Genomic DNA, 16,987 nt, shown 5'->3' with positions numbered 1-16,987 from the left:
CATCCGCCCTTCGGCATCTTCTCCCCGCCCTCAGGCAAGCGCTGGATGGGGAGAAGCAAAGGCAAAGCAATCAACGGCGATATTCAAATCCCAGTTTTCGTCCCAACCGCGACGCGTAGAATTCGCCGACCACGCCGCGGCGGAAGAGAAGGACGCAAACCATGAAGACGATGCCGGTGATGATGGTGACCGGGAATTCCGACAGCGCGAGATAGTTTTCCAGCGTTGCTATGAAACCCGCGCCAAAAAGCGGGCCGATCAGCGTGCCGATGCCGCCGAGAAGCGTCATCAGGATCACCTCGCCCGACATCTGCCATGCGACGTCGGTCAGTGTCGCGAACTGGAAGACCAGCGCCTTCACCGCACCCGCAAGACCCGCTAGCGCCGCCGACATGACGAAAGCGCCGAGCTTGTAGTGCGCCACGGAATAGCCGAGCGAAATCGCCCGCTGCTCGTTTTCACGGATCGATTTCAGGATCATGCCGAAGGGCGAATTGATGAAACGCCAGGTGATCAGCACGCCGATCAGGAAAACGGCGAGGACGAAGTAGTACATGTTGAAGGAGTTGCTGAGATCGAGGATGCCGAAGAGATAGCCGCGCGGCACCGACTGGATGCCATCTTCACCCTGTGTGAATTCCGCCTGCAGGCAGAAGAAATAGAACATGTAGGACAGCGCCAGCGTGATCATGGCGAAATAGATGCCCTGCCGGCGGATCGCGACAAAGCCCATGACGAGGCCTAGCAATGCCGCACCGGCAACACCGATGAGGATGCCCAGTTCCGGCGGCACGCCCCATTGCTTCACTGTATAGGCTGTGAAATAGGCGGCTCCACCGAAGAAGGTGGCATGACCGAAGGACAGCAGCCCGGCATAACCGAGCAGCAGATTGAAGGCGCAGGCGAAGAGCGCGAAGCAAAGCACCTTCATCACGAAGATCGGGTAGATGAAGAACGGCGCCCAGATCAGCCCGATGACGCCGAGAACAAGCAATAGTTTCTGCGCCGAGAACCTCTGGCGGCGCCTGGATCCCAATGTGGTTAGATCGACCATCTCACGCATCCCGACCGAAGAGGCCCGCGGGCCTGATGAGCAGCACGATCGCCATGATCACGAAGATGACGATATTCGACGCTTCCGGATAGAAGACCTTGGTCAGGCCCTCGGCAATCCCGAGCATATAGCCAGTGACGATCGCGCCCATGATCGACCCCATGCCGCCAACGACGACCACGGCGAAGACGATAATGATCATATTCGATCCCATCAGCGGCGAGACCTGGTAGATCGGCGCAGCCAGCACGCCGGCAAAGGCCGCGAGTGCAACGCCGAAACCGTAGGTCAGCGTCAGCAGCACGGGGACGTTGACGCCGAAGACCTGGACAAGGGTGGAGTTTTCCGTCGCCGCGCGGAGATAGGCGCCGAGCTTGGTTTTTTCGATCAGAAGCCAGGTGCCGATGCAGACGATCAGCGAGGCGATGACCACCCAGCCACGATAAACAGGCAGGAACATGAAACCGATGTTCCGGGCGCCCGCCAGCTCGGCAGGAACGGCATAGGGCTGGCCGGAGGAGCCATAGAAATAACGGAACGTGCCTTCGATGGTCAGCGCCATGCCGAAGGTAAAGAGCAGGCCGTAGAGCGGATCGATCTTGTAGAGCTGGCGCAGGCATAGCCTCTCGACCACCGCTCCGAACAGCCCGACGATCAGCGGCGCCAGGATCAAGGCCGGCCAGTAGCCGATGCCGCCATAGGCAAGCAGCAGATAGGCGGTGAAGGCGCCGAGCATGTAGAGCGCGCCATGGGCAAAATTGATCACCCGCAGCATGCCGAAGATGATCGCCAGCCCCAGGCTTAACAGCGCATAGAAAGAGCCGTTGATGAGGCCGATCAGCAATTGTCCGAGAAGGGCCTGGGCGGGGATACCGAATATCGTCGTCATGGCTCAGACCCCCAGCACTTTGTGCAGCATGTCCATGCGCTCAGACAATTCGCCGACCGGAAATTCCGAAACCATCTGGCCATGATCCATCACATAGAAGCGGTCTGCAATGCGGCTGGCGAAGCGAAAATTCTGCTCGACCAGCAGGATGGTCATGCCGCGCGCCTTCAGCTTCTGCAGGACGTCACCGATGCGCTGGACGATGACGGGTGCGAGACCTTCCGTCGGCTCGTCGAGCAGCATCATGCGCACGCCGGTGCGCAAGATGCGGGCCATGGCGAGCATCTGTTGCTCGCCGCCGGAGAGCTTGGTGCCGGGACTGTTGCGGCGCTCATGCAGGTTGGGAAACAGTTCGAAAATCTCATCAATCGTCATACCGCCCGATGCCACCACCGGCGGCAGCATGAGGTTTTCATAGACGCTGAGCGTCGAGAAGATGCCGCGCTCTTCCGGCACGAAACCGATGCCCTTATGGGCCGTCTTGTGCAAGGGCACCTGCATCATGTCCGTACCGGCAAAGGCGATCCTGCCCTTGCGGGCACGGACGATGCCGACGATGGTGCGCAATGTCGTCGTCTTGCCGACACCATTGCGGCCGAGGATGGTAATGGTTTCGCCCTCGCCCACCCGCATGTCGACGCCATGCAGGATGTGGCTTTCGCCGTACCAGGCATTGAGACCCTGAACCTCAAGCAACGCCGCCATCGTCAAGCTTCCTCCGTGCCCATATAGGCTTCCCGGACGCGCGGGTCGCTGCTGACGGTGGCGTAGTCGCCCTGGGCCAGGATCTCACCGCGCTGGAGCACGGTGACATGATGGCAGATATCGGCGACAACGGAGAGATTGTGCTCCACCATGAGCACGGCCCTGTCACGCGCCACATCGCGGATGATGGCGGAGACTGTGTTGACATCTTCCAGCCCCATGCCGGCCATCGGCTCGTCCAGCAGCAGCACTTTGGGGTCGAGCGCCAGGGTCGTCGCGATCTCAAGCACGCGCTTGCGGCCATAGGAGAGATCGGCGGCGATGGCATCGCGCTCCTTGGAAAGACCGACCGAGGCGAGGAGTTGCTCAGCGCGGGCATTGAGGCTGTCGAGCGCCGAAATCGGACGCCAGAATTGATGCGCGAGATCGCTGGTGCGCTGCAGGGCGACACGCACATTGTCGAGGACGGTGAGGTGCGGAAAAACAGCCGATATCTGGAAGGAACGCACGAGGCCCATGCGGGCGACCTTGTCCGGTCTCGTGCGGGTAATATCCGTTCCGAGCAGCGTGATCGTGCCGTGCGTCGGCTGAAGAAACTTGGTGAGCAGGTTGAACACCGTCGTCTTGCCGGCGCCATTCGGGCCGATCAAGGCATGGACCTGGGCATGATGCACATCGAGATCAACATTCTTGACGGCGGTGAAGCCGCCGAAATCGCGGCGGAGGCCTCGGGCGGATAACACCACCCGAGGCTCTTCAGTTTGATGTGTCGCTGGAATCGCCATAAGCCGGCTGCAACCTTATTGCTTGACGAGATCGCAACCGCTCTTGGCCGGATCGATATAGGCTTCCTTGCCAGGAATGGTCGCCAGCACGTTGAAGTAATCCCACGGCTCCTTGCTCTCTTCCGGCTTCTTGACCTGGAGCAGATACATGTCGTGGATCATGCGGCCGTTGGCGCCGACCGTGCCGCCGCGACCGAAGAAATCGTCGACGGGCATTTCATGCAGTTCCTTGGCGACGGCCTCGGTATCGTCCGTGCCGGCCTTCTGCACGGCCTTCAGATATTGCATAACGGCGGAATAGGTGCCGGCATGGACCATGTTCGGCATCTTGCCGGTGCGGGCGAAGAAGCGTTTGCCAAATTCGCGGCTCTTGTCGTCGAGGTTCCAGTAATAGCCTTCCGTCAGCGTCAGACCCTGCGCCGCCTGCAGGCCAAGACCGTGGACTTCCGCCAGCGTGAAGAGAAGCGCTGCCAGATGCTGGCCACCTTGGGTGATGCCGAATTCGGAGGCCTGCTTGATGGCGTTTGATGTATCGAGGCCGGCATTGGCAAGGCCGATAACCTTGGCGCCTGAGGACTGCGCTTGCAGCAGGAAGGACGAGAAATCGTTCGTCGACAGCGGATGGCGAACGGAGCCAAGGATCTTGCCGCCGCTTGCCTTGACGTAATCCCCGGTCTGCTGCTCCAGCGAATAGCCGAAGGCGTAATCTGCCGTCAGGAAGAACCAGGTGTCGCCACCCTGCTTGACCAATGCACCACCGGTGCCGACGGCCAAGGCATGCGTGTCATAGGCCCAATGGAAGCCATAGGGCGAGCACTGCTTGCCGGTCAGATCCGATGTCGCCGCACCGGTGACGATATCGATCTTCTTCTTCTCCTTGGCAACGGCCTGCACGGCCAGCGCCACCGAAGACGTCGTCAGTTCCATGATCGCATCGACCTTGTCCTGGTCGTACCACTGGCGGGCGATGTTGGAGGCAATATCCGGCTTGTTCTGATGGTCGGCGTCGACGATCTCGATCGGCACGCCCAGAACCTTGCCGCCAAAATCCTCGGCGGCCATCTTGGCAGCCTCCACCGACGACTTGCCGCCAAAGTCGGCATAGACGCCGGACTGGTCGTTCAGGATGCCGATCTTCACGACACCATCGGACGCGCCGGCGGCTAAGGCCGCGGTGCTGGTTGCAAGCAGAAACGCCAGGGATGCAATAAGACTCTTTCGCATATCCTCTCCTCCCAGAGATTTGGCAAAACAGATCTGTTCAAAATTGGCCAGTCGACTTCCTCAAAACGACTTTCCCGTGCCCGTAGGATCAAGGAAATCACGCGTTGACGCAAGTCGCGATTGCAACTAATTGCAAACAAGGTCTGTTCATTTTTGAACAGAGGGGGAGATATGAAGGTCACGCCGCATTTTACCTGGGACGATCTGCAGTTCTTCCTCGCGGTGGCGCGCACGGGGCAGCTTTCTACGGCGGCCCGACAGTTGCGCACCAGCCATGCCACCGTTTCGCGCCGCATCGACCGGCTGGAATTCGCCTTGAAGGTCAAGCTCTTCGAGCGCAATCCCCGCGGCTACATGCTGACGGGCATGGGTCAGCGCTTCATCGAGACGGCCGAGCGCATGGAGCTTGAAACCGAACGTCTTAGGGCGGATCTTTCAACCGGATCAGCGGCACAGCGCGGTGTCGTGCGCATCAGCGCGCCGGAGGGCTTTTCCAACTTCTTCTTCACCGGCGTATTGCCGGAATTTACCGCCAGACATCCCAATATTTCGCTGGAACTGATCACCATCCAGCAGATCATGTCGCTTTCACGCAAGGAGGCCGACATCGTCGTCGTGCTGGACCCGCCGAAGGCCGGCCCCTATTTCACCGAGAAGCTGACCGACTATCATCTGCAGGTCTATGGTTCGCGAGATTACCTGGCTCGGCATCCAGCCATCGAAAGCCGTGACGAACTGCCCGATTTTGCCTTCATCAGCTATATCGAGGATATGATCTTCGCGCCGGGACTGGACTATCTCGGCGATGTCCATCCACGCATCAAGCCGCACTTCCAGAGCTCGAGCATCTTCGCGCAGTTGACGGCGACGAAGAACGGGCTGGGACTATGCGTGCTGCCATTTTTCATCGCCGGCAAGCATCCGGATCTGCAAGTCGTGCTGCCGCAGGAGGTGGATCTGAGACGCCATTACTGGATTACATGCCACCGCGACCTGCGCCAGTCGCCGCGGGTGCGCACCGTCATCGATTTCGTGGCGGAAGCTGTGCGCAAAAACGCGCCGGCCTTTCTCGGGCCCTGGAGGGCTACGGATAACTGACAGTGCCGCCCTTGCCGGTCAGATGCTCGGGGCGGCGAAGACCTTTTTCAGTCCTCCGGCATCAAAGCCCGAGCGCTGGGCAAGACGAAGTTCCCAATCCAGCGACGAGCGGACGATCGTTTCGAGATTATTGTGTTTTGGTGTCCAACCCAGCTCGCGATGGGCAAGCGTTGCATCGGCAATAACACTCGCTGTATCGCCGGGCCGGCGCGGGGCGATGTGGATGCGGAAGGCGCGACCATGCACGCGCATCACCATGTTCAGAACATCGAGCACGGAATAGCCCGAGCCATAGCCGCAATTGGCAACCAACGACCTGCCGCCGCTGCGCAGATGCCGCAAAGCCAGCAGATGCGCCTCGGCGAGATCGCTGACGTGAATATAGTCTCGCACACCCGTGCCATCATGCGTCGGGTAATCGGTGCCGTAGATATCCACCTGCCGACGGCGGCCAAGTGCTGCCTCGCAGGCAACCTTGACGAGATGGGTGGCGCCCTCGCTCGACTGGCCGGCACGCCCTTCCGGATCGGCGCCGGCAACATTGAAATAGCGCAGCGCCACATAACCGAAATCATAGGCCGCCGCCGCATCGCGTAGCATCAGCTCAGACATCAGCTTGGATTGGCCATAGGGAGATTCCGGGCACAGCGGCGCGTCCTCACCGACCGGCCTGTCCGCCGGTTGCCGGCCATAGACGGCAGCCGTCGAGGAAAAGACGAAATGACGGATACCTGCCCTGACGGCGGCGCTCATCAGAATGCGGGTCTTGCCGGTATTGTTTTCATAATAGGCGAGAGGATCCTCAAGCGAGGTCGGAACGACGGCGGAACCGGCGAAATGGATGATGGCGTCGATGTCATTTTCGGCAAAGATCGTCTGCAGCAGCGCTTCATCGGCGACATCGCCGAGATAGAAGCGGGCAGCCGGCGGAACCGCCCAGCGGAAGCCGGTGGACAGACGGTCGATGACCACCACCTCCTCGCCCGCATCCAGCAATTTCCAGACCATGTGACTGCCGATATAACCGGCTCCACCCGTCACCAACACCGTCATTCTTCGCGTCCCCGCCAAGTCCTATCGGCGATATATGAGGCCGCGCTACTTGCCAATTTGGTTAAAACGGAAAGGCGGGCGGGTGAAGATTGGTGGAATGGTTAGGATAGTCTTTCGCGGATCGATTGTATTTTATGGGTCGGGTGCGCGATGGCTTTTGCAACGAGTTTGGAGAGTGCGCCCCCCTCTGTCACTGTCGTGACATCTCCCCCACATGGGGGGAGATTGTTGGGAGTTTGCCGCCCTCCTACACGAACAACGAGCCTCGGCTTCAGCAGATGCGATATTGGTTTGTTGGAAGAGGCTGCCGCGAGTTTCCAATCTCCTCCTTGTGGGGGAGATGTCCCGAAAGGGACAGAGGAGGGTGACAGAGGTTCGGCAAACATAGGATGCCTTTTGACCCGAGCCTATGCGCTTACGTCGAGAAGAGCGACCGCTTCTACAAACTCAAGATATACCGGCTCAACCGCTCGGCCGCATCCGCCATCTTGGCCGGGTCGCGCAGGAAGCAGGCGCGCATGAACAGCTCGCCGCCTTCCCCAAATGCCGTTCCGGGCGCGAGGCCAACGCCCGTCTTGTCGACGATGTCGATCGCGGCCCTGCGGCTGTCGGTGACGCCGTCGATCTTCAGGAACGAATAGAGCGCCCCATCCGGCTTCAGCGTCTGCACGCGATTGGTGGCGATCAAAGCGTCGCAGAGAATGTCACGCGAGCGGGTGGCCTTGGCGATATTGGAACGGACGAAATCATCGCCCTCGTTCAACGCCGCGACCGCGCCCCGCTGCATGAATTGCGCCACGCCTGAGGTGGAATACTGCACGAGATTTTCGATCACCTGCCCAAGTTCGGCAGGGGCAACAATCCAGCCGACGCGCCAACCGGTCATCGACCAATTCTTCGAGAAGGAATTGACGAACAGGATCTTGTCGTCGGCTTCCTTGACATCGAGGAAGCTCGGCGCCCGGCCGCCGGCATAATAGTACAGAGCATAGATCTCGTCGGCCATGATCCAGAGATCATGCTTGCGTGCCAGCACCAGAATATCAGCCAGGTCCTGGCGGGTTGCCGTCCAGCCGGTCGGGTTCGATGGTGTGTTGATGAACAGACCCTTGGTCTTCGGCGTAATCGCCGCTTCCAGCCGCTCGAAATCGAGCGACCACTTGCCATGCTCGAATTGCAGCGGCACGGCGACCGAACGGGCGCCCGCTATCTCCAGTGCGGCGGCGATATTCGGCCACGCTGGAGAGAGGTAGACCATTTCATCGCCGGGAGAGGTGATCGCCTGCACGGACAGCTGGATCGCCTGCATGCCGGAGCCGACAACATAGAAATTCTCCATCGGCAGGGACGTGCCGAAATGCCGGCCATAGTAATCGGCAAGCGCCTGGCGCAATTCCGGAATGCCGCGCTGCCAGGTGTAGAAGGTTTCGCCGGCATTGAGCGAGGCCGTGGCGGCGCGATTGATGAAATCAGGCGTCGGCAGATCGCCCTCGCCGACCCAGAGCGGCAAAAGGCCTTCGCGGCCGCGGGCGTAATTCACCACTTCGACGATCCCGCTTTCGGGCGCTGCAAGCGCACGCGGGCTGAGGCTGTTCAGTATTGGCATGCAAAAAGTCTCCGGTTTCTGCTTTCATAAAGCAGAGCGGCGGACAAATCCCATGACTTTGCCTTAGCGAATGATCGATTTTCGTGATGCATAAAGCCCCGATCCTTGGGGGATCGAGGCTTCTAATAGATTGAATGAAGCGTGTCAGCGTTTCGCGAGAAGATCGCGGATTTCCGTCAGCAGCTGCACGTCGGCCGGCGGCGGTGCTGCTTCGGCGATCTTGTCGTCCTTGCGTTCGACTTGGGCGCGGAGCGCATTCACACCCTTGACCATCAGGAAGATGATCCAGGCGAGAATGAGGAAATTAATCAGGACTGTGATGAAGCTACCGTAGGCGAGAACCGCACCCTGGGCGCGGGCCGCAGCAAGCGTCGGCGCGTTGACCCCCGAGGCGAGACCGATGAAGTAGTTCGAGAAATCGAAGCCGCCGAAAATAGCACCGACGATCGGCATGATGATATCATCAACCAACGATTTCACGATGCCACCGAAAGCGCCGCCGATGATCACGCCGACCGCGAGATCCATGACGTTGCCTTTAGCGATAAATGCCTTGAATTCATTAAGCATGGAGCAGTCCCCTTCGCGTTGCCGTTGAATTCACTATTGGTGATTTGCACCATCTTTTTCCTTATTTTTCAATAGTAAATTGGCTCAATGCCCCGTTCCGGCACGCATATCCCACGGCAATTGCCTTTTTGGCACCTTAAAAGTGCAGAGACGGAGCTGCTCCTTCGTCAGTCGCGGGCAACGCTACCAAGGGCGCTCGGCACAGGCCTGGACGGTTCTCAGGTGAGTCGCCCGGTGTCAGCGACCATGTTTCAAGCCTCTGGCAGGCCCTTCGGCATCACCTTTGCGATCAGTCCCGGAACGTAGCCCGTGTCAGGCAGGCAGTCGAAAAGAATACGATAGATGATCGGCGAGATAACGTGATCCATCAGCTCCTCCAAGGTCGGAAAGGGCTCGCCGCATTTCTCCGCCCGCGCGATGAAAACGCCAAGCTGATAGCGCGTATAGGTGCCGCATTTCTCCGCATTTGCACTGTCGGCTGCCGCAAGAATGTCGCGCAGCATCTGCCGCCCGACGCCAGAGGCCATCTCATCGGCGTATTGCTCGACCCAGGCCTCCAGATCTTGGCGAGCGCTGCCGATCGTGGCGGGCTCGCCTTCCTGCTGCAGGCGCGCGGCGGCGACGTCGGCCAGGAGCTCCTGAAGATCGCCCCAGCGGCGATAGATCGTCGACGGCGTGACATTGGCGCGCTGCGCGATCAATGGGATCGTCACATCGGCGCGATCCATCGTTGCAAGCATGTTGCGGACGGATTGATGCACGGCGGCCTGCACTCTGGCACTGCGCCCGCCGGGGCGGGGATTTTCTCTGTAGCCCATACGTCTTTGCCAATCTTTCCCTTTTGCTGATAGCGAATGACCGTCGGTTATTCACTAACGCAAATTATTTGCTTTTATGCGTCAAGCGACCTATATCCACCTAACGCAATCTTTTAGCTTTAGGCAGGATATAATCGATGAGCGAGTTCGATTCCACCGCCGGCACGCCGATTTCATCGGCCAGACGCCTGGCGCCGTCCTACTATGCTGCGACCAGCGCACTGTTTCTGGCCGCCTCATCCGCGCCGACGCCACTCTATCCCCTCTATCAGCGGGCCTTTGACTTCTCGCCGGTGCTGCTCACGATCATCTTCGCCGTTTATGCCTTCTCCCTTCTCGCCGCGCTGCTTATCGTCGGTTCGCTGTCCGATCATCTCGGCCGTCGCCCGGTGATCTTCGCGTCAATCCTCCTCAATATGGTGGCGACGGCGCTGTTTTTAATGGCCAAGGGTCCGGATTGGCTGATTGCCGCCCGCATCGTACAGGGCTTTGCAACGGGTACGGCGGTAAGCTCTGTCGGCGCCGCCCTTGTCGATCTCGATCCGATCAGGGGATCGATCACCAACAGTCTTGTACCGCTTGCCGGCATGGCGATCGGCGCGCTCGGCACGAGCCTGCTGATCCAATTTGCGCCGGCGCCGACCGTGCTCGTCTACATCGTCACACTTGTTCTGCTCGCGTTGCAAGCCGTTCTGCTCTGGCTGATGCCGGAGACCACGGTCCGGCGGGCCGGTTTGCTAGGGTCGCTGAAGCCGCAAGTCGCGGTTCCCCAACAAGTGCGCCGGACACTGCTGGCGCTGACGCCGATCAATGTCGCCGTCTGGGCGTTGGCCGGCTTCTATCTGTCGCTGGTGCCCTCAGTGGTCCGTGCAACGACCGGCAGTACGGCGCCACTGGTCGGCGGCTCCGTTGTCGCGGCCTTGACGATCAGCGGTGCGGCAGCCGTGTTTCTGCTGCGCAAGAAATCCGCCGCTACGATCATGAGGTTCGGCATTCCGAGCATGACGTTCGGCATACTGACCGTCGTCGCCGGCATGCATGCGGCTCAGGTCTCGATTCTCGCCCTCGGAACCCTGATTGCCGGGGCGGGCTTCGGGGCGGCCTTCCTCGGCACGGTCAGAAGCATCATGCCGCTGGCGAAGCCCGACGAACGCGCCGGGCTGCTTTCGGCCTTCTACATCCAGAGCTATCTCGCCTTCAGCGTGCCCGCCATCCTCGCAGGCTTTCTGTCGAAGGCACTCGGATATGCCGAGGCTGCCGATATCTATGCGGCAGCAATCCTTCTGCTCGTCGGCTGGGGCGTGCTGGCATTACGCGCCAGCCGGGAGAAGCCTTTAAGTGTTGCGTAAAAATATGCTTACGGTTTCAATCCCAATTCGGCGAGGCCGCTGCCATCCATCGCAAACGGCACCGACGTATGCTCGTGAACGATCTTCCACGTACCGACCTCTTTTCTGAGGCCAAGCGTCTGGCGGAACCAGAGGTCGACTTGGAAACCGTCGGTTTTCCTGCCAGTCATATGCACAAGGCCGGTCCAGAAGGCGACGGTGCCACCGACCGTCAGCCTGACATCAACGGCATCGCCGCCGATCGGCCCGTCCCAGGTCGAAAACCAGCTTTCTAAACCACCGGCACCCTTGCCCTTGTGCGCTAGGGGTGCCGCCAGGGTGAAGCTGACGATATCGTCGCTCAGATGTTCGACAACGCCTGCCGCATCCTTGCTGCCGAGGGCGGCCGCCCAGCTTGCCAGCACCATGCCGATGGCCTCGGCCTCGTCGTGATTGCCGATGATCTCCGTCATGTCATTCTCCTTGGTTTGATGGACTGACCAGAGGACGAACGGAAAGGGCCGCCCCCGACAGGAGCGGCCCAATATTTGCTGTCAGCGATGGAGTACTGCCTCAAGCGGCCTTTTCGACGCGATAGGGATCGAAGCGGCCGTAGAAGGTTTCGCCCTTTGCGGCCATGTCCTTCAACAACGCCGTCGGCTTGAAATGCGGGCCATAGGCAGCCGCCAACTTGTCGCAGAGATCGACGAAGGTCTTGGCGCCCATGCCGTCGATGTAGGATAGCGCGCCGCCGGTGTAGGGGGCAAAGCCGAAGCCAAGGATGGAGCCGACATCGGCTTCGCGCGGATCGGTGACAATACCCTCTTCGATGGTGCGGGCCGCCTCGAGCGCGATGGTGGCGAGGAAGCGCTGCTTCAGCACGTTGACATCGATGTCATCGGCCTTCTTCTGCGGGTAGAGTTCCCTAAGGCCCGGCCAGAGCGATTTCTTGGCCGGCTTCGGCGGGTAGTCGTAAAAGCCCTTGGAATTCTTTCGGCCCAGACGGCCCTCGCCTTCCACGAGACCGCTGACAAGCTGCATATGACGCGGGTCGACAGCCTTCTCGCCGAGATCGGCGACAGTCGCCTTCAGGATCTTGTAGGAGAGGTCGATGGCAACTTCGTCGTTGAGCGCCAGCGGGCCGACAGGCATGCCGGCCATCTTGGCGGCATTCTCGATCATCGCTGCGGGCACGCCTTCGATCAGCATGTCATAGGCTTCGTGGATATAGCGGAAGACGCAACGATTGACGAAGAAGCCGCGCGTGTCGTTGACGACGATCGGCGTCTTCTTGATGGCGGCGACGTAGTCCAGCGCGACGGCAATGGCGCGGTCGCCCGTTTCCTTGCCGAGGATGACTTCGGTCAGCATCATCTTCTCGACCGGCGAGAAGAAATGGACGCCGATGAAATCCGCCGGGCGCTTGGAATTCTTCGCAAGACCGGTGATCGGCAGCGTCGAGGTGTTGGAAGCGAAGATGGCCGTTGGCGGCAATACGGCTTCGACAGCCTCGATCACAGCCTTCTTGACCTCGCGATCCTCGAACACGGCTTCAATGACGAGATCGACATCTTTCAGATCGGAATAATCGGCCGAAGGCGTGATGCGCGAAAGCAAAGCGGCACCCTCATCTTGCGTTAGCCTTCCCTTACCGATCGAATCCTTGACCAGACCTTCGCCGACGCCCTTACCCTTGGTCGCGGCTTCGATATCGCGATCGATCAGCGTGACCGGGATGCCGGCGGCTGCGGTGACATAAGCGATGGAAGCACCCATGAAACCGGCGCCGACGACACCGACCTTCTTCAGCTCGGTCTTCGGCTGGCCTGCCGGACGGCGAGCGCCCTTGCCGAGCTCCTGCATGGAGATGAACAGCGAGCGGATCATCGAATAGGCTTCGGTAGTCTGCAGCACATGGGTGAAATAGCGCTGCTCGATCTTCAACCCGGTGTCGAAGGGAACCTGCAGACCTTCATAGACGCATTTGAGGATGGCGAGTGCGGCGGGATAATTGCCCGATGTCTCGCGGCGCAGGATGGCGGGGGCCGCTGGCCAGAGCTGGGCTGCAGCAGGCGTCCAGATGCCGCCGCCCGGCGCCTTGAAACCCTTTTCATCCCAAGGTGCTACCGGCTTCAGACCGTCCTTGATCATCTGCTTGGCAGCCGGGACCAGCTGGTCCGGCTCGACCACCTGGTGCACGAGGTTCATCGCCTTGGCGCGTGCCGCCGTCAGCGACTGGCCCGTTGTCATCATCTGGAGGGCGGACTGAGCATCCGTCAGGCGCGAGACGCGCTGCGTGCCGCCGGCACCCGGGAAAAGGCCGACCTTGACCTCCGGCAGCGCGATCTTGACGCTCTTGGCGCTCGATGCGACACGGCCGTGGCAGGCGAGCGACAGCTCGAAAGCGCCACCCATACAGGTGCCGTTGATCGCAGAGACCCACGGCTTGCCGCAGGTTTCGAGCTTGCGGAAGAGGCCCGTCATACGCCCGACGAGATTGAAAAGCTTCTGCGCAGCAGCAGCCGGATCTTTCGCCTTCTCATCCTGATAGAGTGAGAACATCGACTTGATCATCGACAGATCGGCGCCGCCGGAGAAGGAGGACTTGCCCGAGGTGAAGACCACACCCTTGACGGCTGCATCGGCGACGGTCGCGTCGATGATCGCGTTCAGCTCGTCCATCACCTCGGCGGTGAAGACGTTCATGGACTTGCCAGGCATGTCCCAGGTGACGAGCGCGATGCCGTCTGCGTCGGTCTCAACGGTGAAATTCGTGTAAGCCATTGCTTTCCCTCCTCAGACGCGTTCGATGATCGTGGCCGTGCCCATGCCGGCGCCGATGCAAAGCGTGACCAGCGCGGTATTGAGGTCGCGGCGCTCCAGCTCGTCCAGCACGGTGCCGAGGATCATCGCGCCGGTGGCGCCAAGCGGATGGCCCATGGCAATGGCGCCACCATTGACGTTGATCTTGTCGTGCTCGATGTCGAAGGCCTGCATGTAGCGCAGCACGACGGCGGCGAAGGCTTCGTTGAGCTCGAACAGATCGATGTCGGCAAGCGTCAAGCCGCTGCGCTTCAACAGCTTCTCGGTGACGTCGACCGGACCGGTCAGCATCAGCGCCGGGTCGGAGCCGATATTGGCGAAGGCCTTGATGCGGCCACGCGGCTTCAGGCCCATGCTCTCGCCACCCGCCTTGGAGCCGAGCAGCACGGCGGCCGCGCCATCGACGATGCCGGAGGAATTGCCAGCGTGATGGACGTAGTTGATGCGTTCGACTTCCGGATGCGCCTGGATGCCGACCGCTTCGAAGCCGCCCATTTCGCCCGGCAGCTGGAAGGACGGATTGAGCGAAGCCAGCGCCTGCATGTCGGTGCCGGGGCGCATGTGCTCGTCGCGGTCGAGAATTGTCAGGCCGTTGATGTCCTTCACCGGAATGACGGAATTCTTGAAGTAACCCTTTTCCCAGGCATTGGCAGCGCGCTTCTGGCTTTCGACGGCATAGGCATCGACGTCATCGCGCGAGAAGCCGTATTTGGTGGCGATGAGATCGGCCGAGACACCCTGCGGCATGAAATAGGCCGGGAAGTTGACCGAGGGGTCCATGAACCAGGCACCGCCCGACATGCCCAAGCCTACGCGCGACATGCTTTCGACGCCGCCGGCGATGACGATATCGTCAGCACCCTGCGCGATCTTGGCCGCGCCGAAATTCACGGCATCGAGGCCGGAGGCGCAGAAACGGGAGATCTGCATGCCGGGCGCCTTGGTGGAATAGCCGGCTTCGAAGGCGGCACCCCTCGGGATGACGGCGCCGGCTTCCATGACCGGATCGACGCAGCCCATGATGATGTCGTCAACGGTTTCGGTGTCGAGGCCGTTGCGGTCGCGGAGCGCCTCCAGCGTCTTGGCGGCGAGGCGAACGGAGGGCACTTCGTGCAGCGACCCATCCTTCTTGCCTCGCCCGCGCGGCGTGCGCACATGGTCGTAAATGAAAACCTCGGTCATGTCTCATCTCCCTGCGGCGGCTAACGCCGCCTTGATCAAAAGGCTTCCGCAGCCAGTTCCATCATGGTGTCGGCGCCGGTTTCGATGCGGGCCTTGCGCAGTGCCGTTTCCGGCATGATGCGCTCCATGTAGAACCGCGCCGTGACAAGCTTGTTCTTCAGATAATCCTCGCGCGCAGTGTCGCCGCGTGCAAGGCCATCCTGCGCCGTCTTTGCCATCTTCGCCCACATATAGCCGAGGACGACGAGGCCGAAGAGGTGCATGTAGTCGGTCGAGCCGGCGCCGGCATTATCGGGCTTGGCCATGGCATTCTGCATGAACCACATGGTTGAGGCCTGCACGTCGTTCAAGCCCTTCTTCAGGTGTTTGGTGAAGAAACCCATCTGCTCGTCGTTGCGGTTCTCCTCGCAGAAATCGCCGATTTCCTTGAAGAGAGCCATGACGGCGCGGCCACCGTTCAGCGCCAGCTTGCGGCCGACGAGATCGAGCGCCTGAATGCCGTTGGCGCCCTCATAGATCATGGCGATGCGGGCATCGCGAACATACTGGCTCATGCCATGCTCTTCGATATAGCCGTGACCGCCGAAGACCTGCTGCGCCATGACGGCGTGCTCGAAGCCCTTGTCGGTCATGACGCCCTTGAGGATAGGCGTCGCGAGGCCGAGGATATCGTCGGCTGCCTGACGGTCCTTCTCGTCCGGGGAGCGATGCGCGATATCGGATTTCAGCGCCGTCCACAGCAGGAAGGCGCGGCCGGCTTCATTGAAGGCGCGGATGGTCATCAGCGAGCGGCGGATATCGGGATGGACGATGATCGGATCGGCCTTCTTGTCCGGTGCCTTGGGGCCGGAGAGCGACCGGCCCTGAATACGTTCGCGGGCATAGTTGGCGGCATTCTGATAGGCGATTTCGGCGATCGACAGACCCTGCAGGCCGACGCCGAGGCGAGCCTCGTTCATCATGACGAACATGGCGTTGAGGCCCTTGTTCTCCGCGCCGATCAGGAAGCCCGTTGCCTCGTCATAATTCATCACGCAGGTCGCATTGCCGTGGATGCCCATCTTGTGCTCGATTGCACCGCAGGAGACCGGGTTGCGCGCACCGAGCGAGCCATCTTCCTTGACGAGGAACTTCGGCACGATGAAGAGCGAGATGCCCTTGGTGCCCTCGGGCGCACCTTCGATGCGGGCAAGGACGAGATGGACGATATTGTCCGTCATGTCGTGCTCGCCGGCGGAAATGAAGATCTTCTGGCCGGAGATCTTGTAGCTGCCGTCGGCCTGGGGCACCGCCTTGGTGCGCAAGAGGCCGAGGTCGGTGCCGCAATGCGGCTCGGTGAGGTTCATAGTGCCGGACCAGCTGCCCTCGACCATCTTCGGCAGATAGGTCTGCTTCTGCGCGTCGGAGCCATGGACGAGGATGGCGGCGATCGCGCCCTGCGTCAGGCCCGGATACATCATCAGCGACATGTTGGCGGCGGAGGTATATTCGCCGACGGCACAGTGCAGGACATAGGGAAGCCCTTGCCCGCCGAATTCCTCCGGCACGGCCAGACCCAGCCAGCCGCCTTCGCGATAGGCGTCATAGGCCTCCTTGAAGCCCTTCGGCGTCGACACGGTGCCGTCGTCGTGACGCACGCAGCCTTCCTGATCACCGGAATAGTTGAGCGGGAAGAGCACCTCTTCCGAGATCTTGGCCGCCTCGCCGACGATCGCCTCGATCATGTCGGGCGTGGCGTCGGCATAGCCCGGAAGATTGTTGTAGCGCTCCAGCCCGAGCACATCGTTCAGGACGAACAGCGTATCGTTCACCGGGGCCTTGTAGACTGGCATTTCTCGAATTCCTCCAATTC

The 16,987-nt window shown here is 60.7% G+C and carries 15 protein-coding genes; 2 read left to right on the top strand and 13 right to left on the bottom strand.

Annotation, left to right across the window (positions count from 1 at the left end):
• Nucleotides 1-70 precede the first annotated feature (70 nt).
• The 5 genes from ACQZ6F_RS23855 to ACQZ6F_RS23835 are packed head-to-tail and all read right to left on the bottom strand — an operon-like array spanning nt 71 to nt 4,657.
• Entirely contained in the window at nt 71-1,054 is a 984-nt protein-coding gene (locus tag ACQZ6F_RS23855) for a branched-chain amino acid ABC transporter permease (protein ID WP_068397275.1), read from the bottom strand.
• 1 nt (nt 1,055) lies between these two features.
• Nucleotides 1,056-1,943, bottom strand: coding sequence for a branched-chain amino acid ABC transporter permease (locus tag ACQZ6F_RS23850; RefSeq protein ID WP_068397277.1), 888 nt, complete (start codon nt 1,941-1,943; stop codon nt 1,056-1,058).
• Nucleotides 1,944-1,946: 3 nt separating this feature from the next.
• Entirely contained in the window at nt 1,947-2,648 is a 702-nt protein-coding gene (locus ACQZ6F_RS23845; RefSeq protein WP_449094325.1) for an ABC transporter ATP-binding protein, read from the bottom strand.
• A gap of 2 nt (nt 2,649-2,650) precedes the next feature.
• The gene (locus tag ACQZ6F_RS23840; protein ID WP_449094324.1) at nt 2,651-3,433 is read right to left on the bottom strand and encodes an ABC transporter ATP-binding protein; all 783 of its coding nucleotides are present in this window, start codon (nt 3,431-3,433) and stop codon (nt 2,651-2,653) included.
• 15 nt (nt 3,434-3,448) lie between these two features.
• Nucleotides 3,449-4,657: an ABC transporter substrate-binding protein gene (locus tag ACQZ6F_RS23835; RefSeq protein WP_077468662.1), complete on the bottom strand. Its 1,209-nt coding sequence runs from the start codon at nt 4,655-4,657 to the stop codon at nt 3,449-3,451.
• Nucleotides 4,658-4,828: 171 nt separating this feature from the next.
• On the opposite strand from ACQZ6F_RS23835, the gene ACQZ6F_RS23830 reads away from it, so the two are divergent.
• The gene (locus ACQZ6F_RS23830) at nt 4,829-5,755 is read left to right on the top strand and encodes a LysR family transcriptional regulator (RefSeq protein ID WP_077468661.1); all 927 of its coding nucleotides are present in this window, start codon (nt 4,829-4,831) and stop codon (nt 5,753-5,755) included.
• Nucleotides 5,756-5,773: 18 nt separating this feature from the next.
• Here the strand turns inward: ACQZ6F_RS23830 and galE are convergent, their stop codons facing one another.
• The 4 genes from galE to ACQZ6F_RS23810 all read right to left on the bottom strand — a co-directional run bounded on the left by galE (nt 5,774) and on the right by ACQZ6F_RS23810 (nt 9,802).
• Nucleotides 5,774-6,808 (bottom strand): UDP-glucose 4-epimerase GalE, encoded by a 1,035-nt coding sequence (galE, locus tag ACQZ6F_RS23825; RefSeq protein ID WP_077468660.1) that lies wholly within the window; start codon nt 6,806-6,808, stop codon nt 5,774-5,776.
• 439 nt (nt 6,809-7,247) lie between these two features.
• Nucleotides 7,248-8,414, bottom strand: coding sequence for a pyridoxal phosphate-dependent aminotransferase (locus tag ACQZ6F_RS23820; RefSeq protein WP_449094323.1), 1,167 nt, complete (start codon nt 8,412-8,414; stop codon nt 7,248-7,250).
• A 144-nt stretch (nt 8,415-8,558) separates the two neighbouring features.
• Nucleotides 8,559-8,984 (bottom strand): large conductance mechanosensitive channel protein MscL, encoded by a 426-nt coding sequence (mscL, locus tag ACQZ6F_RS23815; protein ID WP_068397306.1) that lies wholly within the window; start codon nt 8,982-8,984, stop codon nt 8,559-8,561.
• 251 nt (nt 8,985-9,235) lie between these two features.
• The gene (locus ACQZ6F_RS23810; protein WP_449094322.1) at nt 9,236-9,802 is read right to left on the bottom strand and encodes a TetR/AcrR family transcriptional regulator C-terminal ligand-binding domain-containing protein; all 567 of its coding nucleotides are present in this window, start codon (nt 9,800-9,802) and stop codon (nt 9,236-9,238) included.
• A 137-nt stretch (nt 9,803-9,939) separates the two neighbouring features.
• On the opposite strand from ACQZ6F_RS23810, the gene ACQZ6F_RS23805 reads away from it, so the two are divergent.
• The gene (locus ACQZ6F_RS23805; protein ID WP_449094321.1) at nt 9,940-11,151 is read left to right on the top strand and encodes an MFS transporter; all 1,212 of its coding nucleotides are present in this window, start codon (nt 9,940-9,942) and stop codon (nt 11,149-11,151) included.
• An 8-nt stretch (nt 11,152-11,159) separates the two neighbouring features.
• Here the strand turns inward: ACQZ6F_RS23805 and ACQZ6F_RS23800 are convergent, their stop codons facing one another.
• From ACQZ6F_RS23800 to ACQZ6F_RS23785, 4 genes are all read right to left on the bottom strand, one after another.
• Nucleotides 11,160-11,603, bottom strand: a complete 444-nt coding sequence (locus ACQZ6F_RS23800; protein WP_449094320.1) for a YybH family protein — start codon at nt 11,601-11,603, stop codon at nt 11,160-11,162.
• Nucleotides 11,604-11,703: 100 nt separating this feature from the next.
• Nucleotides 11,704-13,914: a 3-hydroxyacyl-CoA dehydrogenase NAD-binding domain-containing protein gene (locus ACQZ6F_RS23795; protein ID WP_449094319.1), complete on the bottom strand. Its 2,211-nt coding sequence runs from the start codon at nt 13,912-13,914 to the stop codon at nt 11,704-11,706.
• A 12-nt stretch (nt 13,915-13,926) separates the two neighbouring features.
• Entirely contained in the window at nt 13,927-15,135 is a 1,209-nt protein-coding gene (locus ACQZ6F_RS23790; protein ID WP_077468654.1) for an acetyl-CoA C-acetyltransferase, read from the bottom strand.
• Between the two features lie 35 nt (nt 15,136-15,170).
• A complete protein-coding gene (locus tag ACQZ6F_RS23785; RefSeq protein ID WP_449094318.1) occupies nt 15,171-16,967 on the bottom strand; it encodes an acyl-CoA dehydrogenase C-terminal domain-containing protein in 1,797 nt (598 codons plus the stop codon).
• Between the last annotated feature and the right edge of the window lie 20 nt (nt 16,968-16,987).

It is taken from the genome of Rhizobium sp. A22-96 (genome assembly GCF_053521805.1).
This window is presented reverse-complemented; position numbering and strand designations above follow the sequence as displayed.

Bases quoted from the DNA above. Each gene is read 5' to 3' on its own strand.
- ACQZ6F_RS23785 (WP_449094318.1), bottom strand. From the start codon at position 16,967: ATGCCAGTCTACAAGGCCCCGGTGAACGATACGCTGTTCGTCCTGAAC.
- ACQZ6F_RS23850 (WP_068397277.1), bottom strand. From the start codon at position 1,943: ATGACGACGATATTCGGTATCCCCGCCCAGGCCCTTCTCGGACAATTG.
- ACQZ6F_RS23835 (WP_077468662.1), bottom strand. From the start codon at position 4,657: ATGCGAAAGAGTCTTATTGCATCCCTGGCGTTTCTGCTTGCAACCAGC.
- ACQZ6F_RS23830 (WP_077468661.1), top strand. From the start codon at position 4,829: ATGAAGGTCACGCCGCATTTTACCTGGGACGATCTGCAGTTCTTCCTC.
- mscL (WP_068397306.1), bottom strand. From the start codon at position 8,984: ATGCTTAATGAATTCAAGGCATTTATCGCTAAAGGCAACGTCATGGAT.
- ACQZ6F_RS23810 (WP_449094322.1), bottom strand. From the start codon at position 9,802: ATGGGCTACAGAGAAAATCCCCGCCCCGGCGGGCGCAGTGCCAGAGTG.
- ACQZ6F_RS23800 (WP_449094320.1), bottom strand. From the start codon at position 11,603: ATGACGGAGATCATCGGCAATCACGACGAGGCCGAGGCCATCGGCATG.
- ACQZ6F_RS23795 (WP_449094319.1), bottom strand. From the start codon at position 13,914: ATGGCTTACACGAATTTCACCGTTGAGACCGACGCAGACGGCATCGCG.
- galE (WP_077468660.1), bottom strand. From the start codon at position 6,808: ATGACGGTGTTGGTGACGGGTGGAGCCGGTTATATCGGCAGTCACATG.
- ACQZ6F_RS23840 (WP_449094324.1), bottom strand. From the start codon at position 3,433: ATGGCGATTCCAGCGACACATCAAACTGAAGAGCCTCGGGTGGTGTTA.
- ACQZ6F_RS23790 (WP_077468654.1), bottom strand. From the start codon at position 15,135: ATGACCGAGGTTTTCATTTACGACCATGTGCGCACGCCGCGCGGGCGA.
- ACQZ6F_RS23820 (WP_449094323.1), bottom strand. From the start codon at position 8,414: ATGCCAATACTGAACAGCCTCAGCCCGCGTGCGCTTGCAGCGCCCGAA.
- ACQZ6F_RS23845 (WP_449094325.1), bottom strand. From the start codon at position 2,648: ATGGCGGCGTTGCTTGAGGTTCAGGGTCTCAATGCCTGGTACGGCGAA.
- ACQZ6F_RS23805 (WP_449094321.1), top strand. From the start codon at position 9,940: ATGAGCGAGTTCGATTCCACCGCCGGCACGCCGATTTCATCGGCCAGA.
- ACQZ6F_RS23855 (WP_068397275.1), bottom strand. From the start codon at position 1,054: ATGGTCGATCTAACCACATTGGGATCCAGGCGCCGCCAGAGGTTCTCG.